22 protein-coding genes are annotated in these 22,154 nt (G+C 65.9%); 1 reads left to right on the top strand and 21 read right to left on the bottom strand.

The window, feature by feature from the left end:
* Window positions 1-105: 105 nt before the first annotated feature.
* The 21 genes from flgN to PCE31107_RS16100 all read right to left on the bottom strand — a co-directional run bounded on the left by flgN (window position 106) and on the right by PCE31107_RS16100 (window position 20,463).
* A complete protein-coding gene (gene flgN / locus PCE31107_RS16000) occupies window positions 106-558 on the bottom strand; it encodes a flagellar export chaperone FlgN (RefSeq protein WP_150609750.1) in 453 nt (150 codons plus the stop codon).
* Window positions 555-851, bottom strand: a complete 297-nt coding sequence (gene flgM / locus PCE31107_RS16005; RefSeq protein WP_150609752.1) for a flagellar biosynthesis anti-sigma factor FlgM — start codon at window positions 849-851, stop codon at window positions 555-557. The genes flgN and flgM overlap by 4 nt, the downstream gene beginning before the upstream one ends.
* 18 nt (window positions 852-869) lie before the next feature.
* The gene (locus PCE31107_RS16010; protein WP_150609754.1) at window positions 870-1,736 is read right to left on the bottom strand and encodes an OmpA family protein; all 867 of its coding nucleotides are present in this window, start codon (window positions 1,734-1,736) and stop codon (window positions 870-872) included.
* A complete protein-coding gene (locus PCE31107_RS16015; RefSeq protein ID WP_150609756.1) occupies window positions 1,733-2,605 on the bottom strand; it encodes a motility-associated protein in 873 nt (290 codons plus the stop codon). Before PCE31107_RS16015 ends, PCE31107_RS16010 begins: the two co-directional genes overlap by 4 nt.
* A 14-nt stretch (window positions 2,606-2,619) precedes the next feature.
* Window positions 2,620-3,537, bottom strand: coding sequence for a FliA/WhiG family RNA polymerase sigma factor (locus tag PCE31107_RS16020; protein WP_246181853.1), 918 nt, complete (start codon window positions 3,535-3,537; stop codon window positions 2,620-2,622).
* Window positions 3,534-4,808, bottom strand: a complete 1,275-nt coding sequence (locus tag PCE31107_RS16025; RefSeq protein WP_150609758.1) for a flagellar hook-length control protein FliK — start codon at window positions 4,806-4,808, stop codon at window positions 3,534-3,536. The genes PCE31107_RS16020 and PCE31107_RS16025 overlap by 4 nt, the downstream gene beginning before the upstream one ends.
* On the bottom strand, window positions 4,798-5,097 hold the full coding sequence (locus tag PCE31107_RS16030; RefSeq protein WP_130025079.1) for a hypothetical protein: 300 nt from the start codon (window positions 5,095-5,097) through the stop codon (window positions 4,798-4,800). Before PCE31107_RS16030 ends, PCE31107_RS16025 begins: the two co-directional genes overlap by 11 nt.
* The gene (fliS, locus tag PCE31107_RS16035; RefSeq protein WP_150552441.1) at window positions 5,090-5,467 is read right to left on the bottom strand and encodes a flagellar export chaperone FliS; all 378 of its coding nucleotides are present in this window, start codon (window positions 5,465-5,467) and stop codon (window positions 5,090-5,092) included. Before fliS ends, PCE31107_RS16030 begins: the two co-directional genes overlap by 8 nt.
* A 35-nt stretch (window positions 5,468-5,502) precedes the next feature.
* Complete coding sequence (gene fliD, locus PCE31107_RS16040; RefSeq protein ID WP_150609760.1) at window positions 5,503-6,921, bottom strand: flagellar filament capping protein FliD; 1,419 nt, start codon at window positions 6,919-6,921, stop codon at window positions 5,503-5,505.
* Entirely contained in the window at window positions 6,909-7,484 is a 576-nt protein-coding gene (locus PCE31107_RS16045; protein WP_150609762.1) for a hypothetical protein, read from the bottom strand. The genes fliD and PCE31107_RS16045 overlap by 13 nt, the downstream gene beginning before the upstream one ends.
* The gene (locus PCE31107_RS16050) at window positions 7,475-8,755 is read right to left on the bottom strand and encodes a FliI/YscN family ATPase (RefSeq protein WP_150609764.1); all 1,281 of its coding nucleotides are present in this window, start codon (window positions 8,753-8,755) and stop codon (window positions 7,475-7,477) included. The genes PCE31107_RS16045 and PCE31107_RS16050 overlap by 10 nt, the downstream gene beginning before the upstream one ends.
* Window positions 8,752-9,492, bottom strand: a complete 741-nt coding sequence (locus PCE31107_RS16055) for a FliH/SctL family protein (RefSeq protein WP_150609766.1) — start codon at window positions 9,490-9,492, stop codon at window positions 8,752-8,754. Before PCE31107_RS16055 ends, PCE31107_RS16050 begins: the two co-directional genes overlap by 4 nt.
* A complete protein-coding gene (locus PCE31107_RS16060; protein WP_150563230.1) occupies window positions 9,489-10,508 on the bottom strand; it encodes a FliG C-terminal domain-containing protein in 1,020 nt (339 codons plus the stop codon). The genes PCE31107_RS16055 and PCE31107_RS16060 overlap by 4 nt, the downstream gene beginning before the upstream one ends.
* Window positions 10,492-12,138 carry a flagellar basal-body MS-ring/collar protein FliF gene (gene fliF, locus PCE31107_RS16065; protein WP_130025072.1) on the bottom strand — a complete coding sequence of 549 codons (1,647 nt, stop codon included), beginning with the start codon at window positions 12,136-12,138 and terminating at the stop codon, window positions 10,492-10,494. The genes PCE31107_RS16060 and fliF overlap by 17 nt, the downstream gene beginning before the upstream one ends.
* A 363-nt stretch (window positions 12,139-12,501) precedes the next feature.
* Entirely contained in the window at window positions 12,502-14,100 is a 1,599-nt protein-coding gene (gene ahpF / locus PCE31107_RS16070) for an alkyl hydroperoxide reductase subunit F (protein ID WP_150609768.1), read from the bottom strand.
* Window positions 14,101-14,352: 252 nt separating this feature from the next.
* The gene (ahpC, locus tag PCE31107_RS16075) at window positions 14,353-14,916 is read right to left on the bottom strand and encodes an alkyl hydroperoxide reductase subunit C (RefSeq protein ID WP_017235263.1); all 564 of its coding nucleotides are present in this window, start codon (window positions 14,914-14,916) and stop codon (window positions 14,353-14,355) included.
* A 191-nt stretch (window positions 14,917-15,107) separates the two neighbouring features.
* Complete coding sequence (locus PCE31107_RS16080) at window positions 15,108-15,785, bottom strand: Vgb family protein (protein ID WP_130025070.1); 678 nt, start codon at window positions 15,783-15,785, stop codon at window positions 15,108-15,110.
* Between the two features lie 44 nt (window positions 15,786-15,829).
* Window positions 15,830-17,050: a helix-turn-helix domain-containing protein gene (locus PCE31107_RS16085; protein WP_150609770.1), complete on the bottom strand. Its 1,221-nt coding sequence runs from the start codon at window positions 17,048-17,050 to the stop codon at window positions 15,830-15,832.
* Window positions 17,051-17,138: 88 nt separating this feature from the next.
* Window positions 17,139-18,638 (bottom strand): YfcC family protein, encoded by a 1,500-nt coding sequence (locus tag PCE31107_RS16090; protein ID WP_150609772.1) that lies wholly within the window; start codon window positions 18,636-18,638, stop codon window positions 17,139-17,141.
* A gap of 107 nt (window positions 18,639-18,745) precedes the next feature.
* Entirely contained in the window at window positions 18,746-19,540 is a 795-nt protein-coding gene (locus PCE31107_RS16095; protein WP_130025067.1) for an IclR family transcriptional regulator, read from the bottom strand.
* On the bottom strand, window positions 19,537-20,463 hold the full coding sequence (locus tag PCE31107_RS16100; RefSeq protein WP_150609774.1) for an N-formylglutamate amidohydrolase: 927 nt from the start codon (window positions 20,461-20,463) through the stop codon (window positions 19,537-19,539). The genes PCE31107_RS16095 and PCE31107_RS16100 overlap by 4 nt, the downstream gene beginning before the upstream one ends.
* Window positions 20,464-20,842: 379 nt before the next feature.
* Here PCE31107_RS16100 and PCE31107_RS16105 point away from each other — a divergent pair, with 379 nt between their 5' ends.
* On the top strand, window positions 20,843-22,075 hold the full coding sequence (locus tag PCE31107_RS16105; protein ID WP_246181854.1) for a porin: 1,233 nt from the start codon (window positions 20,843-20,845) through the stop codon (window positions 22,073-22,075).
* Window positions 22,076-22,154 lie beyond the last annotated feature (79 nt).

Genomic DNA, 22,154 nt, shown 5'->3' on the forward strand with positions numbered 1-22,154 from the left:
TATTTGCGTGGTGGTTTGTCGATTGATTTCCCCGTAACCTGCGACGCTGCGACGCTTGCGCTACAAGGCGACAAGGCTACGACGCGGCGAGCCGACGCCAGGGGCTTATCGCGGTGGCGTGTAGGTCGCGGACTGTGAGGCGGGGGATAACACAACGTCGAGGGCATGGAGGCGCGTGCCGATCTCGCGCAGGTTGCGCGTGTTGATCGCCTTGCAGCGGGCCGCGCTCGCTTGCAGCGCCTGCCAGCGGGCGGACAGGGCGTCGCGCGCGGGGGTATCCAGCCATTGGAAAACGGGCGCCAGGGTGTCGGCGGCGGCTTCGCCGAACGCCTGTTCGAGACATTGCACGCGACGGCGTGCCCGAACGCGCAAACGGCTGACCAATTGCGCCGCGCGATCGTGAGCGCGCGTGAGTGTGTCGAGCTTGTCCGCGACGAGCGCGCGATGCAGCGCGTCGAGCGTCTCGATCAGCCGGTGGTAGTCGACCAGATCGGCGTCGACATCGGCCACGATGCGCCCCACGCATTCGCGGCGCAAGCGCTGCGCGGCGGTGTTCACCGCAGCATCCCGTGATGACTGAGCATCCGGCTCGCGACTCGCTCGCTGTCGAACGTCAGCTCGCCGCGCGCGAGTTGCGCCTTGATCCGCGCGACCTTGTCGGCGTCGATACGCGCAACGGACTCGACGGCCGCTTGCGCGCTGGCGAGCCAATCGCTCGCATCGGCCCGCACGGCGCGAGGCGCGCCCGCGGGAGCGGCGTGCGCCACAGGCGCCTTGGCTGCAGCCGACGTCAGGCGCCGACGTGCAGGGTCGATAGGCATGACATTGACCATCGAGTCGATCTTGGGCATGAGAAGAGTCCTGGGAAATTACGGTTCACTCACATCAGGCGACCGATCGCCGTCGTTTGTTAAGCGTGCAGGCAGTTTGGCGATCTCGGCCGCGTCGGCCTGCGCGTCGCTTCCGGAGAGCACCAGCGCCGCATCGTGCGAGGCGCCAAACATCTGCGCCAGTTGCGTCGCCCGGGCTTTGGTGAGGACGACGAATTCGATGCGCCGATTGGCCGCTGCCGTGGGATGGTCGGTCAGCAAGGGCGCGTGGTCGGCCATCCCGACGGCCATGAGCACGCGACCGAGTGGCAGCCCGCCGGCGACCAGTGCGGTGCGTGCCGCCAGCGCGCGTTCCGACGACAGGTGCCAGTTGGTGTACCCGTCGGCTGCGGACGTTCGGTATCGCACGGCATCGGTGTGGCCCACGATCATCAACGCGTTATCGACGCCGCCCAGCAGCCCGCCGATGCGCGAGAGCAGTGCGCGGGCGCGGGGCGACGGTGTGGCGCTGCCGCGCTCGAACATGCCTTGCTCGTCGGAATCGGCCAGCCGCACCCGTAGCCCGTCCGGCGTGATGGACGTGCTCACATGATCCGACAGATTCGCGATCTGGCTGAGCTGTTGCACGGCAGATGCCAGGCGCGCCATGTCGGCGGGCGATTCGAACTGCCCCTTGGGGGTCGCCTCGATCCGGCTGGGATCCGTTGGCAGCGCGGGCGGCAACGCGGCTGAGGCCTGCGTACTGGTGCCCGGCGCCTCGGACGACGGCTGCGACTCGAACACGCGCCGCTCCAACACCCACATCACCACGAACAGACACATGAGCACCAGGCAGAGATCGGCAAATGCCACCTTCCAGGCATGACTGCCCTCTTCAACCGTGGCGCGAGCTCGACGCGTACTCATCGTCCGTCCTCGGCGCTACGCACCCAACCTTCGAGCGCATTGAAGCTCGGCAACGCGCCGTATTGCAGCATGCGGCGTCCGGCGTCGGCCGAGAGCAGCGGCGTTTTCCCGCTCAGGAACGCGATGATCGCCGCGCGCACGCATTCGTAGCCGGTCATCTCCACGGCGACAGATTGCGACAGCCGGTTCGCAATCGGGCTCAACACGGCGTAGCAGGCGAACACGCCGAAGAACGTGCCGACCATCGCCACCGCGACCTGACGGGTGATCATGGCCGTTGCCGCACCGGCCCCGATGTCGTACATGGCGAGCACCAGGCCGAGCACGGCGGCGATGATGCCGAAGCCCGGCATCGACTCGGCAAGCTTGTGCAGCGCCTGCACGGGATGCATCATGCGACGCTCCCGACTCTCGATTTCCATCGCGAGCAGGCTATCCAACTCGCCCCGCGAGCCTTTGCTCAGTGCCGCGACGCGCAAGGCATCGACCGTAAAGTCGATCAGCTTCTTATTGGCGAGCACGTGAACACTGCGCTGGAAGATGGCGCTGCGCGCCGGGTCGTCGAGGTGGGCGTCGAGCGCACGATCGCCGTCGCGCGACGAAGTTTGCAGTAGCGTGTAGGTGAGCGTGAGCAGTTCCCGCTCGAACGCCTCGCCATGACGTCGCCGCCGCATGGCGGCCGCGACGACCGCGCGCAGATCGCCCAGCACGCGCGATGTGTTGCCCACGAGAAACGCGCCCAGCGCCGTGCCGACGACCAGCACCAACTCATTCAGATGGAATACGGTTTCGAACTGGCCGCCGTTGAGCCAGAACATGCCGAACACGCTACCCGCGATCACGGCAGCCCCAAGCAGCAGTAGTTTCATTGTCTTTGCCTCGTCTATCTCGTCAAACTCGTCTGATCATTGCGTTGTGGGACGCGCGCGTTTCGCGCGCCACTTCGCCCTGCGTCGTGCAAAGCGATCTTCATTTTTCCAAGCGCCACCTGATGAATCTGGCAGATCCGCGCCCGGGTCAACCCCAGCACCTCGCCGATCTCCTCGAGATTCATATCGAACTCGTAGTACAGCTGCACGACGCGCTGCTCACGCGGGTCCAGCGCGTCGAGCGAGCGCGTCAGACTCTGGCGCATGGCGACCAGATCTTCCGGACTGCGCCGTTCGACGAGCACTTCGTTGGCCGCCATGCCACCCTCGGCGAGCAGTTCGTCAAAGCTCGCGATGCTCTCCGCATAGCCCGCCATCTCGGCTTCTTCCAGCGCCGCGGCGTCCATCCCCACATGGACACGCAGTTCTTCACGGGTTGGCGCGCGCCCGAGCGTGCGTGTCAATTCGCGTTCGGCATCGCGCCGCCGATGCGACGCCTGCCGCAACGTGCGCGGGCGCCAATCGAGCCGACGGAGTTCGTCGAGCACCGCACCGCGAATACGGGTCGCGGCGTAAGCGGTAAAACGTTCGTCCGGGGGACCGTACCGTCGTATGGCATCGAGTGCGGCGATCAGGGCGATCTGCGTCATGTCTTCCTGCGCCATCGCGACACTGGTCTGGGGCGCCAGCGAGCGCACGATGCGCGCGATCAATGGCATCAGGCGCAAGACTTGCGTTTGCTCATCGGCGGCCGGGACCGCCTGCCATGCCAACGGCGACGGTTCCGGCGGCGCAGCCTGCACCCGCTCGACACGCAACGACGGCGGCGCGCCCACGCCGTTGGCTGCGCTCGCCGTGTGGGCGTCGCGGCGTCTGTCGTCGCACCTGTCGTCACATGAACGCGTGACGGGGCCATACATCAGTGTGTTCATAGCCGGAATGCCTCGTCATTTCGACCCGCTGCCCCCAATGCGATGCCCGGGCTCGCGTCGCCGGCCCGGTGGTCGCGCGCATGCCGATCTCGCGCATTGCCCGACGCGCCGTCGCCGCCGTGTTGCGGCAGGCTTGCGATGCTCACATGGACATCCCCGGCGTGCCGTTGCGAGAGCATGTCCCGCAGCAACCCGACCGTGCCCTGAACGAGGCTCATCACCTCGGGGCGCGCCACGTGCAAGCTCACACTAAGTTGCATGGGCGACTTGCGCACGACAATGCCGATCTCGCCGAGTTCTGCCGGCATCAACCGCATGCGTGCTTCCTGAGCACCGTTCTCCATCATCGACTGCACGCGTTCGGACAGCGTTCGGGAAACAGCCGCGCCATTGCTCGCCGCCAGGGCGCCCCCCAGCGTTCCGCCCGACACGGTCGCGAGACTCGTCAGTCCAGACAATCCCGTTGCGGCGGTCAATTCCGTCGCCACTGCGCTCCCGGACAGCGTCGGGGAGAACGCAACGCGAGGCGCATGCGCCACTCCGTCATCGTTCGTCATGGTCGCGGGCAGCGACCCCACGGGCGGCGGCGACATTGGCGCCACGACGCGTACAGCAGATGCCGTCGCAGACCTGGAGGTCGATGTGTCGACAGCGCCGTTGCCGCGCTCGGTCGGTTGCGCACTGCCCACGGCCCCCTGCATCCGATGCTCACGCGCCGCGAGCATCGTTGCGAGGTGAGACGCTGCCGCGTCGTCCGGCGATTCGCCGTGACTCGAATGCGTGTCGAGCGGCATCAACGCGGGCTCACCAGCATCGAGCGTGACGGCCGCTGTCGTGACCGACACGACAGGCATCACCGGGTTGACAGGCATGGTTGGCGCGAGGACGGCGACCTCGCGAACCATGCCTGCCTCGTCCGGTTCCGGGTCGGGCTTGCCATTCGTGTCGACGGCGTTCTGCGGGTCAGGCCCCGCCAGGGGCATCGCGGATGCGGCCGCAGCGCCGACGCGCACCTCCATACCCTGGCGCAAAGCGGTGTCCGGCGCGTCGACCGACACAGCCCACCCTGTCTCGGACTCACCGGCCGCGGCGTCCAGGTCAAGGCCCTGCGTCGACAAGCGAACCAGCGACGCGGCAAAGTCGTGCGACGCCATCGCGTCCTGGGGAGCCGACACCGCTTGCGCCGAGTCGGCGGACGGCACGCCGTGCGCCACCTTGCTCAGTGGGTCCGCATGGGTGAAGGTCGTGAGACGCACGGGTTCAACGATCATCGTGCATCCTCAGGTAGCCAAGCGCACCGTCGCGCCAATGGCCGAGTCCGGCCAATTGTCTGCGGGCTTCCGATGCGGCGCGCTGGGACAGCAGGTAAGCCTGGTCGTGAGCGACGCGCGCATCGGCCATGGCCTGCGCGAGCCGCGCATCCCGCGCGTCGGGCGCGGGGGCGTGCCGCCAAGCCCGACGGAACAGCGCGTCGGTCGCCTGCAGCAAGCCCCACTCGCGCGCCGCGGAATGCCCTCGCAGATCTCGCGCCAGCGTCTGAAAGGTCGCCGCATCAACCACACCGCGTCTCCAGGGAACGCCAGCCCTGCGCGAGCTGGGTGACCACGGCCGTGACCTCGTCGAGCTTGGCGACATCGCCCTCCACGCTTGCCTGCGCGACTCCGCGCATGCAGAAGTCGTACACGGTCGCCAACGGTTGCGTGACGCCGGGGCCGTCGGCCGCATCGATGTGCGACGCCAGCCCATTGAGCAGATTCAGGCATTTGGTCACGCTGCGCAGACGCGCGTCGTTGCGCGAATGCTCGATGTGCGCGCGCACGCGCGCCAGTTCGTCGAGCAGCCCGTCGAGCAGGATCAGCATGAGCTGCAACGGGGTGGCGCCCGCGATGCGGGCGTCGAGGTCTGAGACGTGGTATTCCTGATAAGCCATGTTCGGTTTGACTCCCTAGAGGATAACGACGCGCATCATTCGTCGGATTTGCGCGATCCGCGGAAGAGCGCATCGACAAAGCTGCGTGTCTCGTTCATTTGCTGGCGAACCTGCTCCGCGCGCGCGAATTCACCGGTGTAACGGGCGACGAGCGCGCGAAAGCGCGTCTCCAGCCGGTCCTGTTGCTCGGATAGCCGGCGCGATGCGATTTCGTCGTTGTCGCTGCGGTGCTTGAGCACGCCGGCAATCTCGTCGGTCCACTCACGGATGCGCACCGCGAGCCGCATGCCCGCCGGCTGCTTGTCCAGGTCGGCGTTGGCGTCGCGCTTCATGACGTCGGCGCTCTCGCCGAACCACTTGGCCAGTCGTTCCTTGTCCTCGGCGTAGGCGGCTTCGAAGCGCGCCGCGTCGAAGGTGACCGACCCGTCGGCATTGCGCTTCACGCCGAACTGGGCAGGATCGAATGTCTTGCCGTCGATCGTCACGGGCCGTTCGAAATTGCGCTCCAGGTCGCGCAGCAATGCCCGCACACCGGCATCGGCGTAGAACGGGCCCGCCGCCTTGATGTCTTCGCGCTTCTCGTCGCCATCGAGCGAGACCGTCGCGCCCGGGGTGCCGGGGTCCATCAGTTCGCGCACCTGCTTGCGTAGCGCGTCGTAGGCTTGAACGAGGGCACGCATGTTCGCCGCCGTCCCCTCTCGGTCCGGCACGACCGAAACACGCGTCGTCTCGGTCCCGGTATCCGCTTTTTTCAACGACAGCGTGATCCCTGCAAACAGAGCGATCTCGTTGGTCGGATACGCTTCGTCCTGCCCCGCTTGATCGCCGAGGCGCACAATCGCGTTATCGCCTTTCGCAAGCACCGTTCCGGCATCGACGTCGGCGCCATCCTTGACGCTGAAGCGCGCGTCCAATCCAGAGGTCTTGGCCGTCAACAGAAGCCGTGGCACGCCGTCGCTCGCGACGTACCGAAGATCGGCGCGGACGTGGCCGCTCAAGTCGGGGTCGGCGTTGATGCGTCGGGCAAGCGCCCGGACACCCTCGGGCGTCGTCAGGTCCAGTCCAGACGTATCCAGCGCGACCGCCTCATCGCGTCCCGCCACGGCCACCTTGCCGTCGACGAGCGCCTCGACGTTCTGGATTTGCACCTGATGCACGGTGGCGAGCTGTTTGACGTGCACGTCGAAATCGAGCTGCTGCACGCCCTTCTCCAACTTGACGGAGAACGCCTGGTCGTTCGATTGCGTGGCCTTGTGCTGGCGCAAGTCCGCACTGTCGCCAAGGCGTCGCAATTGTTTCTCGAAGGTGCCCAGCACCTCTTTGAGCGTTGCGACACCGCTTTGGCGGGATTCGGTGCTGGCCTTGTCTTTCCCAAGACGGCCGAACTCCGCTCGCATGCGGTTGGAAGCGACATCTTGGGCCAGCTTCTCGATACGGTCTTTCACTTGCAGCATGGCGGAACTCCTGTTTCAGGGTGGGCACGAGACGCGAAACGCGTGGTTTTCCCCACCAAAGCGACCTCCGTGCGCACTTTGTCAACGCCAGGGTTCGAGGGGATTTCCTCATTTCGCGTCCGCGCGCTCGCCCTTCGCTGCCAAATCGCCAGCGCCTGGGCGGCCTGCTCGCGCGCCTCGCGCTGCCACGCCGCCTGTCTCGCGCTCATCTCATGGCGCGCGACGAGCGTTGCCACGCCTTCACGCCGACGCTGAGCGTCACGCACAGCCTGCGCCGCCACCGACTGCCAGCGCGCCAACTGCGCCATCGGCACCTGCTGCGTCTCGATCATCTCCACGAGCGTGCGCTTGTAATCGGCGCGATTCTGAAAGCTGTGCGCACTCGCGCGCGTGCCGTTGATCGCCACGGCGCGATAGAGCTGCGTGAGCTGGGCAACGTTGCGCGCCAGCCGTTGTTGACGTTGCGCGAGCTGACGGCCATCACGCTGTGCCGCATCGAGTTCGCGCTCGCGCATCGACAGCAACGCGCGCAGGGCACGCGGCGTGTTCCCGGTCATCGACATAACGCCTCCAGTCGCTCGCACAGATCGTGCGGCGCCCGGTGTTCCCCCTCGTGCTGGCACAGAAAGTCGAGCATGGCGGGATGTCGCGCCACGGCACGGTCGGTCTCGGCGTGCGCGCCGGGCACATAGGCGCCGAGCGGAATCAACTCGCGAATTTGTCGATACGCGTGCCACTGCGCCTTGAACGCGCGCGCCGCGCTCGCCTGGCGCGCGCCCACCGCCTGCGACATGCACCGGCTCACCGATGCCCCGATATCGATTGCCGGGTAGTGCCCCGCGTCCGCCAGTTCCCGCGAAAGCACGATGTGACCATCGAGCACCGCTCGGGCGGTGTCGACCACGGGGTCCTGCATATCGTCGCCCTCGGCCAGCACCGTGTAGATCGCGCTCAGACTGCCCGAGCCCGCGCCATTGCCCGCGCATTCGACCAGACGCGGCAAGCGGGCGAACACCGATACCGGATAGCCGCGCGCCGCGGGCGCCTCGCCAAGCGAGAGCGCGACCTCGCGGCACGCCATGGCGTAACGCGTGAGCGAATCGACGAGCAGGAGCACGTCGCAGCCCGCGTCGCGAAAATGTGTCGCGATGGCATGGCACAACTCGGTGGCTTTCATGCGCTGCGCGGGCGGTGCGTCGGCCGGCGCAGCAACGACGATAGCCTTGGCCAGCCCGGCGCGCCCGAGCGTCTCCGTGACGAACTCGCCGACTTCGCGCCCTCGCTCGCCGATCAGCCCGACCACGACGATCTGGGCTTCGGTATGCCGCGTCATCATGCCGAGCAACACGCTCTTGCCCACCCCGCTACCCGCGAACAGCCCCACACGCTGCCCCTTGCCAAGACTCAGCAGCCCATCGATCGCACGCACGCCCACGGCGAGCGGCTCGGCAATGGCGCGCCGATCCAGCGGCGCCGGCGGCGAACTCCGCGTATCGAGCCAGGTATCGCCGTGCAACGGCCCCTTGCCGTCCAGAGGCTGCCCGAGCGCGTCGACCACGCGGCCGAGCCACGCCGGCCCGATGCGCAGCGCCGGCGTCGAGTGGCCGGGCAGCACACGTGCACCGGGCACGACGTCGGCCACACACGCCAACGTCACGAGTTGCAGCGTGCCATCGGCAAACCCGACGACCTCGGCGTCGGTCCATCGGCCGGCGGACGTTTCAACACGACACGGCTGTCCAAGCGGAAACCGTTGGCCGCGCGCGTCGAGCACCGCGCCATTGGCCCGCGTGACGAACGCCATCGGTGTGGCGAGTGCGATCGCGTCGTTCATCGTTGAGCCTCTGGCGTCTCGTCCAGCATCGGGGCCGGCATGCACGCGTCGACCCAGTCAGCCAATCGACGCCGCACGACGTCATGCGTCGCGGCCTGGCGACCGTCGCATCCGGCGTCGTACCAAAGGCCGTCGGCGTCGACTCGGCAAGCACCGCGACCGAGTGAAGGATCGGCGACGATACGCCAACCCGGACGGTCGCCATCCGTATGCGAGGGTGCGTCAGCGATGTCGCCCCCGATACGCGTCGCGAGTACATTGGCGTCGTCGGGGCTGACGTAGACGGTGACCCGGTGGTCGCTCGCGCCCAACTGTGCGAGCAGTCGCTGCACGATGCCGGCGATGTCGGCCGGTGCCGTGTCCAACTCACGCTGCACGATCGCTTGCACCGCGCGTGTCGCCACCTCGCTCACTACGTCGAGCGCCCCCGCCGCAAGTCGCGCGTGGACTTGCTCGCGCGCCGCCTGCAGCGCCGCGAGCGGCAGTGCGATGACCTCGAGTTCGTCGCGCAGCCGCGCGGCGTAAAACGCCTGCAAGCGCGCCTCGGCAGCTTGCTCGCCATCGGCGCGTCCGGCGTCGAACGCTTCCTGCCACACGGCACGACGCGACTGCGCAGCGCCATGCGCCACGCCTAGCGAGTACGCCTGCGCACGCAGAGTCTCCAGATCCGGCTGTACGGGCACCCACCCCCGCTGCGCGGCGGCATCCGACTTCGTGCCAAACCGGTGCGGCTTCATTCGAGCACCTCGCCGTCTGCCAGACGCAGGAAGAGATTCGCATCGCGCGCTCGCGTGCGCAGTGCCGCCATGATCTCGCTGCGCGCGGCGTCCACGCGCGCCGCCGACACCGCCCCGAGACGCTGCATGGCCTGTGCGAGCGCGTCTTCCTGAAGGCGGGACATGCGCTCGCGCACGACTTGCCGCATGCGGGCGTCCGTCCCCTTGAGTGCTGTCGCCCACGTTTCGGTCGACACCTCGCCCACGGCCAGATCGATCACTTCCGGGGCTTGGTAGGCCAGGATGTCAAAGCTATACAGGTTCGCTTCCACGGACTCCGCCAGCGTGGCGTCATGCGCGCGCAGGGCTTCCATGAGCCGCTTTTGATCGTCGGGCACATGGCCGATGATTTGCGCCGCGAGTCGTGTGCCCGGGACATCGGCATTGTCGGCCGACAGTCCGGCGAGACAACGGTCCGCGATCAGTTCCAGATCCGCCAGCAGTTCGCGATCGACGCGCGTGAGCTGTGCCGTCGCCAGCAACAGCGCTTCCTGCTGCGACTCGGGCAGCGCACGAAGCAGTTGTCCCGCGAGGTCGGCGGGCAGATAGGCGAGCAGCAACGCCTGCATGCGGTGATGCTCGCGCGAGAGCACGTCGGCGAGCCTTGTCACGCTCACCCATTGCAGGCGCGCCAGCTTGGGTCGAACCCGATCGCCATAAATGCCGTCGAGCACGTTGCTGGCGATCCCCTCGCCAAGCGCTGCGGCGAGCGAGCGTTCCAGGTACGCACGCGGTGCGGCGTTCGCACCGCCATGCTGTGTACAGGCGTCGAGGAATTGGTCGACGATGGCGTGCACGTCGTGCTTCTTCACGCTACCGGCACGCGACATGGCGTGTGCCACGCGCAATAGCTCGGCGGGCGCGAGTTGCGCCATCACGGCGGCGGCAGCCCGCTCGCCCATGCAAAGCAGCAGCACGGCGGCGCGGTCGACGCCATTGATCTCACTCAGCGCGGAAGTGTCAGCGGGAAGCGGCATTCGTACCCATCCATTGTTTGATGATCTGGGCGACCCGCTCGGGTTCGCCGTCGGCCAGGGTTGTCAGGCGCGCCAGCTTCGTATCGAACGACGCCTCCGAGGCCGGCGGCAGGTCCGAGGCGAAGGCCGGCAACGCGGCTTGCTGCGCGTCGCTCTCGGCTTCCTGCCGACGACGCTCGCGAGCCTGCTCGTCGGCGGCAAGTGCGGCCGCCTTGCGGCGGCGCGCACGCCGGGCCAGTGCGGCCCACAGGCCCAACGCCAGAACGAGCGTCGCGGCGGCCGCGATGGCGGCATATTTCATTTGTGCGTCGCTCAGCAACGGGGGCTGGGCGGTCGGCTCAGCCGTGTCGACGAGCGCTGCGCGATCGGACGCCGCGAACGGCATGGCGCTCACCACCAGCGTGTCGCCACGCGCGGTCTGAATGCCCGTGCCGGCGCGCAAGGCACGCTCGAGCTCGGCGAGGGACTCGGCGGTCCACCCGTTGCCGCCCGGTGCTGCCTGCGAGTCGACCATCACGGCCACGTGCATTTGACGCACGCGTGGACGGTGACGCTTCGTCTGCGTGATCGAGCGGTCGTAAGCGAACTGACGTGTGGCCGAGGTGGTGCGCATTGCCCCCGCATCGCCTGCGAGCAACGGGGCGGCGTCCACCGGGCGGTTGGTCATCGCCCCGGGCACGCCGCCGACAACGGCGTCGTCGTCGCGCGCTTCGCGCACGGCTTCCTGCATCACGCGCGGATCGGCACCGAGCGCCTCGGTGGTGTTGGACACCAGGTCCTCGTCCAGATCGACGCTCACGCTTGCGCGATAGCGAGCGGGGCCGAGGATGCCGTCGAGCAGGCCGCGCACATTGCGAAGTGCATCGTCGCGAGAGCGGGTGCGGACTTCGGCGTTACCGTGCGTTGCATCGTCCAGATCGAGATTCGCCGTGAGCGGGGTGCCGTGCTGATCGACAACCGCAACATGCTCCGCCGCCAGACCGTTCACACTGCCCGAGACGAGCTTGACGATGGCACTGACCTGCTGCGGCGCAAGCGTCTGTCCGGCGCGTACGGAAATCAGCACCGATGCGCTGGCCGACGCCTTGGTATGGGTGACGAACGACGTTTTCGGTGCCAGCGCAATGTGTACGCGAGCGACATCCACCGCGTCGATCGACATGATGGTGCGCGCAAGCTCGCCCTCCAGCCCCCGACGAAAACGCACGTCCTGCACGAACTGGCGCACCCCCAGGCGTTCGTCGCGGTCGACCAGTTCGAGCCCTGGCGGCAGCTCCGGCGTGACGCCTTTGGCGGCCAACGCAAGACGCGCGCGTCCGACCCGGTCATGCGGCACGAGAATCGCGCCGGTATCCGGATGCATGCGGAACGGGATCTGCTCCGCTTCGAGCACGCCGGTGGCCTGCGCGATCGGAATGCGCTGATGCTGCCCGAAGAGCGGCGCGTAACCGGTGTCGCGCGAATACCAGGCGAGTGTGGCCGCAGTAATGGCACCGGCGGCGACCACGATCGGTAACGCACCGCGCAGGTGTCCGGCAAAGCCCGATGGCTGCGCGCGCCACTTCAGCCATCGCGCTCGCGATTGCGTGCCAGCGCTGCCCAGCGCACGAAAAATGTTGTCGATTCCCATATGTCGATTCACTTGACCGAATCACGGGTAGCCGGATCGCAATCCCACCACCGTCACTCGGCTAAGGGGTGACGCAAAGACCGCCTGCGTCGTGTGCCAAATTGAAGGAGCACATGGTGACAACGATTCCGTCAACTATCGAAAATCTGCGTAGCCTTTGGGCATCGGCCGCATTCAAAGCTAATTTTTGGTGCGTTTTCCCATTAACACGGGGATCGATGAGGGGCGCACCACCGCATCATGTACAAGCGCGCATCGGCGATCAGCCCTATGCGCGGCCCATACGTAGCAAAGCCCTCACGCGCGTCACTCGTGAGGGCTTTGCTATCTTTCGGCGGCGGCGCGGGGCCGCGTCGGTTCGCGTCAGGCGGCGATTTTCTCGGGCGTTACCGCCTCGTACTCCACCGAGCTGAGCATCAGATGCTCGAAGGCGCCCAGCGAGGCCTTCGCGCCTTCCCCGACGGCGATCACGATCTGCTTGAACGGCACGGTCGTGACGTCGCCCGCGGCGAACACGCCGGGCACCGACGTCGCGCCCTTGGCATCGACTTCGATTTCGCCGTGACGCGTGAGCGACACGCTCCCCTTGAGCCATTCGGTGTTCGGCACGAGACCGATCTGCACGAACACGCCTTCGAGCGCGATCGTGGAAACCTCTCCCGAGGCACGGTCGCGATACACAAGACCGTCCACCTTCTGCGCGTCGCCACGGATCTCGGTCGTCTGTGCGTTCATCAGCACACGCACATTCGGCAGGCTGCGCAGCTTGCGCTGAAGGACGTCGTCCGCGCGCAGTTGCGTGCCGTATTCGATCAGCGTGACTTCCTTGACGATGCCGGCCAGATCGATGGCGGCTTCCACGCCCGAGTTGCCACCCCCGACGACCGCCACACGCTTGCCCTTGAAGAGTGGGCCGTCGCAGTGTGGGCAATAGGCTACGCCCCGGTTACGGTACTCACGTTCGCCCGGAACGCCAATTTCACGCCAGCGCGCACCGGTGGCCAGCACCACTGACCGCGCCTTGAGCACCGCGCCGCTGGCCAGATGCACTTCGTGAATCTTGCCGGGAATCAAGGCTTGCGCGCGCTGCGTGTCGATCACGTCGACGTCATGCGTCTTCACGTGCTGTTCGAGTGCTGTGGCGAACTTCGGTCCTTCGGTGTGCGTCACCGAGACGAAATTCTCGATGGCCATCGTGTCGAGCACCTGGCCGCCGAAGCGCTCGGCGACCACGCCCGTCACAATTCCCTTGCGGGCGGCGTAGATCGCGGCGGCAGCGCCTGCGGGGCCGCCGCCCACGATCAGCATGTCGTAGACCGGCTTGTTCTCGAGCGCCTTCGCGGCGCGCACGCTTGCACCGGTGTCGAGTTTCGCGAGCAATTCCTTCACACTGGTGCGGCCCTGCGTGAACGATTCGCCGTTGAGGAACACGGTGGGGACCGCCATCACCCGACGCGCCTCGACTTCGCCCTGGAACAACGCGCCGTCGATGGTGACTTGCTGGATGCGCGGATTGATCAGCGCCATGACGTTCAACGCCTGCACGACTTCCGGACAGTTCTGGCACGACAGCGAGATGTAGGTCTCGAAGCGGAAATCGCCGTCGAGCGCACGAATCTGCGCGACGGTGTCGTCGTCGAGCTTGACCGGGTGACCGCCCACTTGCAGCAAGGCGAGCACCAGCGACGTGAACTCGTGCCCCATGGGCAGCCCGGCGAAGCGGATGCGCGGTGCTTCCCCCGGCGTGCCGATGGCGAAGGACGGACGACGCTCGCCCGCGCTGTCGCCGCCGTCGGCGTGCACCACGACGGCGATCTGCGGCGAGAGCGGGGCGATCTCGTCGACCAGCGCCTTCATCTCGGCTGACTTCGGGCTGTCGTCGAGCCACACGGCGATCTCGATCGGGCGCGTGACTTTCTGAAGGTACGTTTGCAACTGGGCTTTGAGGTTCGCGTCCAACATGGTGTTTCTCCGTCTCGATAGAGCGTGATGGGGTCAGCAAGGCCCACCGCGCGGGCCGCAGGCGGGCGCAGGTCGGCATCGGGGTTCGGGGTCGGGGTTCGGGGTCGGGGGCCGGCGCGCCAGACTCAGGAGGCTGGCGCGCCGGCGAGGCGCGTGCGGCGGCGATCGTGCGTAGCGCAGGGGTGGGCCCGGTAGCGCCCCGTAACGCCTGGATCTCGCCTGGATCTCGCCTGGATCTCGCCTGGATCTCGCTTAGATCTTGCCGATCAGGTCGAGCGACGGGCTCAGCGTTTGCGCGCCCGGCGTCCACTTGGCGGGGCAGACCTCGCCCGGGTGTGCGGCGATGTACTGCGCCGCCTGCACCTTGCGCAGCAGTTCCTTGGCGTCGCGGCCAATGCCGTTGTCGTGGATTTCACACAGCTTGATCTCGCCTTCCGGGTTGATCACGAATGTGCCGCGCAGTGCCAAGCCTTCTTCTTCGATCAGCACGTCGAAGTTGCGCGAGATCGCCAACGTCGGGTCGGCAAGCATCGGGTACTGGATTTTCTGGATCGTGTCCGACGTGTCGTGCCAGGCCTTGTGGGTGAAGTGGGTATCCGTCGATACGCTATAGATCTCGACGCCCAACTTCTTGAACTCGTCGTAGTGATCGGCCAGATCGCCGAGCTCGGTCGGGCATACGAAGGTGAAGTCGGCCGGGTAGAACACGACCACCGACCACTTGCCCTTCAGGGTCTCGTCGGTCACGGTGATGAAATCGCCATTTTGGTAGGCGTTGGCTTTGAACGGCTTGATCTGGCTGTTGATGATCGGCATGTCGTTGTCTCTCTGACGGGGTGGAAAGTGTTGACAGTATGCCGAATGCTATCAATTTACTTAAATTGATTATTAAAATCTATGTCATTGGTTCAGGCTATCGGCGCCGATAGCCTTCCCGAGTGCTTCCGACATGGCCCACCATGCCGGCTTTGCCGCGTCAGACCGGCCATTGTCCGACGCGCGGTGGCTCAGCGCTGCGGATAACGCACCGCGCGAACCTTGCCGCTTCCACCGCCGCCGCAGAAGAACAGATCGGCACCGTTATGCTCCAGGCCGCTCACGCCAATGCCCTGCGGCATCTCCACGCGCATGAGCACTTCACCGCTGGCGGGGTCCACCTGACGCAGCTCGCTCTCGTCGTTCTCCCACGTGCCGTGCCAGAGTTCATCGTTCACCCAGGTCACGCCGGTCACGAACCGATCGGACGCGATGCTGCGCAACACCTGCCCGGTGGCAGGATCGATCTGGAGAATGCGGCGATCGCGATATTGCCCGACCCACAGGCTGCCCTCCGCCCACGTCAGTCCCGAGTTGCTGCCGCTGTCGGGCGCGGGAATCGATGAGATGACCTTGCCGGTCGACGGATCGATCTTGTCGATACGCGATTCGGCGATCTGATAGAGGTGCGTGCCGTCGAAGGCCGTGCCGGCGTCGCTCGGGGCGGCGATCGTGCGACGAACTTCGCCCGTGGCGGGATCGAAGGCGATCAGGGTATCGCCCGTTGCGGCCCATACCTGTCGGCCGTCGAACGTGACGCCATGGATTCGCTCGTTGCCCGCGAACGGACCGTACTCACAGGCGATATCGGCCGCCATCACGGCGGCTTGGGGAAGCGGACGTTCCACTCGTTGCAGTTTGCTTGTCATGTCAGGCTCCGGTTGTGACGCCGTCGTCGGCGTGCAAGTCCACTCTAGCCAAACGACCATCCAACAGGGAGTAACAATGTCGTCGTGAATTCGGTGAGGGGCGGCGATGTCCATCGACGTGCTCTTGCGCGGCCGAACGCGCACACGCGCCCCTCGTGCTCCAGCGCGGACAAGGCGCGCTGCACGGTGCGTTGACTCGCACCGAGTGCAAGGGCCAGGGCGGAAGTCGACCACGCCGCACCGTCCGACAGCAGAGCGACAAGCGACGCGCGATTGCCGTCGATGGGCGGCAGCAGCACCGACACTGCGCGCTCACCTTGCGTGCGCAGCACGAACCCGCGCGGCGTCGCGTCGATGTCGGCGAGTCCCTTGAGCAACGCGCGCAGACGGCCGATCTCCACACGCAGGCGAGCGCGGTGGGTGTCGTCGGGGCGCCGCAGTCGAAACACTTCCGCGATGAGCGTATCGCGGTCGACGTCGCCGGGCCAGGCGCGCGCGAGTTGCAGCGCCAGGGTGAAGAGCGCCGGACGCCGCGCCAGCGGTCGCCAGTTGCTGCCGGTGCTGATGCCGCGCCGACAGGCATCGACAACGAGCACATCCGAATGCAGCAGTCGTGCCACTTCGTCGAGGTTCAATGCGCGCTCGCCGTCGGACTGCGCGAGGCGAGCCGCCGGTCGCGCCAAGGCTGCATGCACGCTCTCGACTTCGGCGATCAGCGCGGGAATGTTGGCCGCCGACGCGGCCGTTTGCGCATGCGCGAGCATGGCATGCGCTTGCGGAATGCGCAGTGTGCGCAGCGCCAGCTCGGCGCAGATCAGCGCATGCCCGGCGACGAGGCGCGCCGGGACGGCATCTGACGGGGTGTCCTGCAGGGCTTGCGCAGCGGCGTCGAGCTTGCCGAGCAGCACGAGGCGGCGGGCAAGGACCAGATGCGCGAGCATGGCATTGGGGATGTCCGCATGCGCAAGCAACACGGCGGCGGCGGCGTGGAGCGATCGCGTCGACCCGCCAAGGTCGCGCATGGCGAGCGCGACTTCGGCGTCGGCGACAACACATCGAGCGCGTGCCAGAGCCTCATGCGGGCCGAAGCTTCGCGCCGCCCGCTTGAACAGCTCTCGCGCGCGGGCGAACTCGCCCAGCTGTGCCATCGCGATGCCGCGCAGCGCGAGCGCGGGCGCGTCGTCGCGCAACGCGATCCGGCGCAAGGCACCCAGCGAATCGCCGGCAGCGAGCGCTCGGGCGGAAGCAGCAATGAGGGAGTCCATCGCGCGATATTACCTCGCGCACAAGGCGATGCCGACGGCGCGATGTCGGCATCGCAGAAGCGTTACAGACGAGGCGCGCTCGTGAGACTCAATACCCGCTCAACACCGCGAACGCGAGCACACCTCCCGAGAGCACCAGCAACACGAAGAACAGCGGCAGGATGAACTTCAGCCACTGTCCGAAGCCGACCCGCGCGGTCGCGAGATAGGCGAGCAACATGCCGGACGTCGGCGTAATCATGTTCGTCAGCCCGCCGCCCAGCAAAAACGCCAGCACGGACGTCTGAGGACTCACGCCCGAGAGCTGCGCAATCGGCCCGATGATCGGCATGCTCACTGCGGCCTTGCCGGAGATTGACGGAATGAAGACATCCAGTGCCATCTGCACGCCCATCAGACCATTGGCGACCGCCACCGCCGATTGACCGCGCACCGCACGCGTGAAGTCGTTGATGAGCGTATCGAGCACATAGCTCCCATGCAGGATGATCTCGACCGATGCTGCCAGTCCGATCAGAAGGCCCGCAAGCATCATGCCCTTGAGGCCTTCGACGAACGCGTCGGCGGCTGTGCGGGAATCAAGGCGCCCGACGACGGCCGTCACCAGGCTTGTCAGCACATAGAACGCCGACAGCTCGAGGTTGCCCCACTTCAGTTCGCGCGTGCCGTAGACCAGCATGGCCGCGGCAAGCGCCAGCACGAGCAGCGTGGCCTTGTGCCGTCGCGAGAGCCGCGCATGTAGATGCGCCACCGACGCCATTTGCGCCCGCGCCTCGGCCAGGCGGTACTCGCTGCGGTGCACATGCCAGAGAAAGTAGGCGATGCCCAGCGCCAGGAACCCCACGAACACCGCCACGCGAAGCCCGACGCCGGAGAACAGCGGCAAGCCGACGAGGGGTTGGGCGACGGCGAGCGCCAGCGGATTCGTGACGGACGCGATGTACCCGATCTTCGCCGCAATCGCCACCAACGCCACCGCGAACAGGTTCGACAGGCCCAGACGGCGCGTGAGCACCATCACCATCGGAATCACGACCAGGTATTCGGAAATGAAGCCGAGCAGCGTGCTGCCCAGCGCGATCAGCACCATCAGCAACGGCGCGAGGACGTACATGTTGCCCGCAGTGAGTTGCAGCAACCGGTCGATGCCCGCGTCGATGGCCCCCGTCTTGCGCATCACGCCGAACATGCCGCCCACGAACATCACCATGAAGATGAGCGGCGCATTCTTGACGAGCCCCTGCGGCACCGCGAGAAATGCCGACACCACGTTGGCGGGCTGCGCCTGCGCCGGTGTGCTGTGCGCGGCCTTGGGCGCCACGAGCGTCGCAATGTCGTGCGTCTTCGGCACGACTTGATAGGTGCCCGGCACCACGAGCTTGCCCTCGCGCGAGAAGCGCCCGGCGTCGACCCACCACGTGATCGCCACGGCCGCGATCAGCACCCAAAGCATCATGACAACGGGGTGCAGCATTTTGCCGTGCGGTTTTTCGACCTTGTCGGGCTCGCCGTGCGCATGCCCGGCTGGCGCGCTCGCGAGATCGGAATGGGAATGCCCGTCGACGGGCGTCGGCGCTAGCGCTGTCATGTCAATCCTGCCTGTTGTCTCTTTCGTGTTGTTGATATGACGTCGCCTGGCGCCTTGCCGCCACCGGCCGCCAATCCCTGGCGAACCGGTGCGGGTCTGGCGCCGCGCTACGCCACGTTGTCGGCTTGCGCCTCGTTCGGGGTCTGCGCGAGCGCAGCGCCCGCATACCCCAGTTCCGCCGAAATCTGGCGGCTGCACGCCTGCAGACGCTCCAGATAGTCGGGAATTTCGATGCGGCTGATACGCGCCTCCGGTCCCGAAATCGAGAGCGCCGCCACGACTTCGCCGGACACGTCGCGCACCGGCACCGCAATGGCGATGGCCCCGCTCGTGACTTCTCCCGCACTGATCGCATAACCCTTGCGCGTCACGGCGGCCAGTTCTTCGGCCAACGCCATCGTCTCGGCTGCGCCCGGCAGGTGCTTCATGCGCGTAAAAAATTCGTTGCGAATGGCGTCCGGGGAAAACGCGAGCAACACCTTGCCCGACGCTCCCGAACTGATCGGCCGACGATTGCCGACAGATCCCACCGAGCGCACCTGATGCGTGGATTCGCTGCGCGCCACGCACACCGTCTCCAGCCCTTCGCGCACACGCAGCACGATGGTCTCGTTGATCGCCTGATTGAGCACGAGCATCGACTTTTGCGCCGCGCGCACGAGAATGTTCTGCTGCGAGGCGGCCACGCCGATCACAAACGCCTGCGGCCCCAGCGAATAGGTTGTGGTGCGCTCGTCCTGCAATACGAACCGGTTGTGTTCCAGCGTGCACAGCATGCGATACGTGCGCGACTTGTTGATGCCCAGACGATTGGACAGCTCCGTCACGCCGAGTCCGGGATGCTCTGCGACCAGCGAGAGCAGTTTCAGGGCGCTGTCGACCGAATCGACGATGTAGTTCATGGGATTTCCTTAGAGCTTGCCTGCGCCCGCACCCAACGGGCGAGCGTGGCCGTGAACGTTTCCAGATTGCGCCCGAGCGTATCAAATCCGGTGTGCTTCACAAAGCGCGCCTCATCCATGTACAACGCGCGATTGATCTCGATCTGCAGACTCGAACGCCGGCGCGCGGGATCGCTCACGGCGGTGAGCAGGTCGCCGCCCTGGTACGGCGTATTGACCTGAACGCGATATCCCAGCTCGCGCAGCGTGCCCGCCACCCACTCGGTAAACGCCGGATCGGCCGTGGTACCGAGGCGGTCGCTCACCACCATGTCCGGGCGCGCGACCCCGTCGTCCACATTCATGGCGTTGCCGCGCGACTTCATCGAATGGCAATCGACGTGCCACAACGCGCCATGCATCGCGTAGGCTGCATCGGCCACTTCCGTCAGCGCGTGGCGATACGGCAGGTAGTAGCCGTCGATGCGACGGCGGACTTCGGCCACCGATAACTTGCGGTCATACATCGGCATGCCCGGCAACGCGTAGCGGCGCAGCAGCCCCATGCCGCGTGCCGAATATTTTTCCGGCGCGATGGGGTCGGGCCAGGGCCCATCGAGCATGTCCGTGTCGATATCCGTCACGGCGCGATTCGCGTCGATGTACATGCGGGGGAAATTCGCGGCGATCAGCGTGCCGCCATGACGCGGCACGCAGGCCCAGAGTTCGTCGACGAATGCGTCCCATCCCGAGAGCAGCGCCTCGCGCGGCACCACCGTGTCGAAGTCGGCCGGCAATGTGGCGCCGCTGTGCGGTGAGTCGAACACGATCGGCAGTGACGACTCGACCGGACGCACGACGACACATGCGTCATTGCGCGACACGCGCACGTCGGCGGATACATCGGCGTCCAAGGCAGTCGTGTTGTTTTCTTGCGTCACCATCAAAATTTTTCCCACATGCTTGCGACCGCCTGACGGGCCGGAATAGCGAAATCTTTCATCGTCAAATCATCGTTGTTTTGTTTGTTAAAACAACGTATTAAAAATTAAGCCTGAAAAAATTTAGGCGGTCAAGTGAGGAATCTGTCAGCGGCACGCGCCTATTTTGGTAGCTACCCGCATAATTTGCCAAAATTCACTATTTTTTCCGCGTTTCAATGAATGAAATATCAAATTTGTCAGTATCTTGATTGCGCGGGTTCGGAAAATTTTTCCACCGATTGACGTTGCCATCCCCTCAATTCAATAATTTTCAAAACATTGTTTTAATTATTAAAACATTGAAACACGACGTCATTCCACACACCCAGAGGGGGGAGATATGAAGCAGAAGGCAGGGTTAATCGCACGCGTCGCCATCATGGCCACCGGGGTCGCAGGATTTGCGGCCGTCAGCCCGTCGGCCGACGCACAATCGAACGTCAGGCTCTACGGCCTTCTCGACAGCGGCCTCACGTACGTGAGCAAAGTTGCAGGGCCGAGCGGCACGACGACCGGCAACCGGTTGAGCATCGATAGCGGTGATCTTCAACAATCGCGTTGGGGCATGAAGGGGACAGAGGATCTGGGCGGCGGCATGAAGGCGCTGTTCATCCTCGAAGGCGGGTTCTCAGTCGCCAACGGCACCGCTGGGCAAGGTGGCCTGGCGCTAGGACGCACGACCGTCGTCGGCCTGTCGAGTCCTTACGGCACTGTGCAGATTGGCCGTCGCAAGGACTACATCGACGAAATCGCCACCTGGTATTCGAGCGTCCACGACTTCGGCGTCTTCATCAACGGCGTTCACGACAACAATCTCGACCGCGTCGGTGGCAATCGCGCCAACAACTCGATCCGCTACGATTCGCCGGACTTTCGTGGTCTGAGCGCCAATGTTACTTATGGCTTCGGCGGCACCCCCGGATCGATGGCCACGGGGCAATCGCTGGGCTTCGGTGCGAACTACAGGTACGGCGGCTTCGGCGTCGGCTTCGGGTATTGGCAATCACGACTGGGCACCGGAACCGGGACGACGAACGCATCGAGCGATGCCGGCGCGACCCCTGGTGGAGGTTGCGATCCGGCCTACGGACATGCAAGCGATGTCTGCATTCGCACGTGGATGGTCGGCACGAGCTACCGGTGGGACAAGGCACGCGTCTACGCGTCTTGGTCGCGCACGCTGCAACCGCTAGCACGCTTCGGAGGCACGACGGCCCCGCTGGCAACGGCCTTCACTAGTGCCGCCGGCAGCGGCGCCTTCGCGGCCGCAGGTTCGAACAACGACGCGACCAACGTGTTCGACGTCGGTGTGAACTACTGGGTGCTACCGAATTTGAAGCTTGCCGCGGCAGTCCTGCACTCGCGGTATTCCTTCGTCGGCGCCTCGGCCACGGGTCGTCTGCTCCAATTCAATGTCGGCCTGGACTACTTCCTGTCCAAGCGCACCGACCTCTATTCAAACTTCGCGAACCTGCGCGCGTCGCATATGTACAACCCGGGCATCACGGGTGGCGCACCGGGACGCGACGCGACCCAGAGCGCCGTGACCCTCGGCCTGCGTCACGTCTTCTAAAGGGGAACACCGCGCCCTGCCATAGGGCGCGGCAGCCATGCCGTGCAGACGAGTCAATGGGACTGAGTCGCCGGGTCGC

It is taken from the genome of Pandoraea cepalis (assembly GCF_902459625.1).
In the GTDB taxonomy this organism is placed as follows: Bacteria; Pseudomonadota; Gammaproteobacteria; order Burkholderiales; family Burkholderiaceae; genus Pandoraea; species Pandoraea cepalis.

Coding starts and splice junctions, on each gene's coding strand:
- flgM (WP_150609752.1), bottom strand. CDS start 851: ATGCCCAAGATCGACTCGATGGTCAATGTCATGCCTATCGACCCTGCA.
- PCE31107_RS16010 (WP_150609754.1), bottom strand. CDS start 1,736: ATGAGTACGCGTCGAGCTCGCGCCACGGTTGAAGAGGGCAGTCATGCC.
- PCE31107_RS16015 (WP_150609756.1), bottom strand. CDS start 2,605: ATGAAACTACTGCTGCTTGGGGCTGCCGTGATCGCGGGTAGCGTGTTC.
- PCE31107_RS16020 (WP_246181853.1), bottom strand. CDS start 3,537: ATGAACACACTGATGTATGGCCCCGTCACGCGTTCATGTGACGACAGG.
- PCE31107_RS16025 (WP_150609758.1), bottom strand. CDS start 4,808: ATGATCGTTGAACCCGTGCGTCTCACGACCTTCACCCATGCGGACCCA.
- fliS (WP_150552441.1), bottom strand. CDS start 5,467: ATGGCTTATCAGGAATACCACGTCTCAGACCTCGACGCCCGCATCGCG.
- fliD (WP_150609760.1), bottom strand. CDS start 6,921: ATGCTGCAAGTGAAAGACCGTATCGAGAAGCTGGCCCAAGATGTCGCT.
- PCE31107_RS16045 (WP_150609762.1), bottom strand. CDS start 7,484: ATGTCGATGACCGGGAACACGCCGCGTGCCCTGCGCGCGTTGCTGTCG.
- PCE31107_RS16050 (WP_150609764.1), bottom strand. CDS start 8,755: ATGAACGACGCGATCGCACTCGCCACACCGATGGCGTTCGTCACGCGG.
- PCE31107_RS16055 (WP_150609766.1), bottom strand. CDS start 9,492: ATGAAGCCGCACCGGTTTGGCACGAAGTCGGATGCCGCCGCGCAGCGG.
- PCE31107_RS16060 (WP_150563230.1), bottom strand. CDS start 10,508: ATGCCGCTTCCCGCTGACACTTCCGCGCTGAGTGAGATCAATGGCGTC.
- fliF (WP_130025072.1), bottom strand. CDS start 12,138: ATGGGAATCGACAACATTTTTCGTGCGCTGGGCAGCGCTGGCACGCAA.
- ahpF (WP_150609768.1), bottom strand. CDS start 14,100: ATGTTGGACGCGAACCTCAAAGCCCAGTTGCAAACGTACCTTCAGAAA.
- ahpC (WP_017235263.1), bottom strand. CDS start 14,916: ATGCCGATCATCAACAGCCAGATCAAGCCGTTCAAAGCCAACGCCTAC.
- PCE31107_RS16080 (WP_130025070.1), bottom strand. CDS start 15,785: ATGACAAGCAAACTGCAACGAGTGGAACGTCCGCTTCCCCAAGCCGCC.
- PCE31107_RS16085 (WP_150609770.1), bottom strand. CDS start 17,050: ATGGACTCCCTCATTGCTGCTTCCGCCCGAGCGCTCGCTGCCGGCGAT.
- PCE31107_RS16090 (WP_150609772.1), bottom strand. CDS start 18,638: ATGACAGCGCTAGCGCCGACGCCCGTCGACGGGCATTCCCATTCCGAT.
- PCE31107_RS16095 (WP_130025067.1), bottom strand. CDS start 19,540: ATGAACTACATCGTCGATTCGGTCGACAGCGCCCTGAAACTGCTCTCG.
- PCE31107_RS16100 (WP_150609774.1), bottom strand. CDS start 20,463: ATGGTGACGCAAGAAAACAACACGACTGCCTTGGACGCCGATGTATCC.
- PCE31107_RS16105 (WP_246181854.1), top strand. CDS start 20,843: ATGAAGCAGAAGGCAGGGTTAATCGCACGCGTCGCCATCATGGCCACC.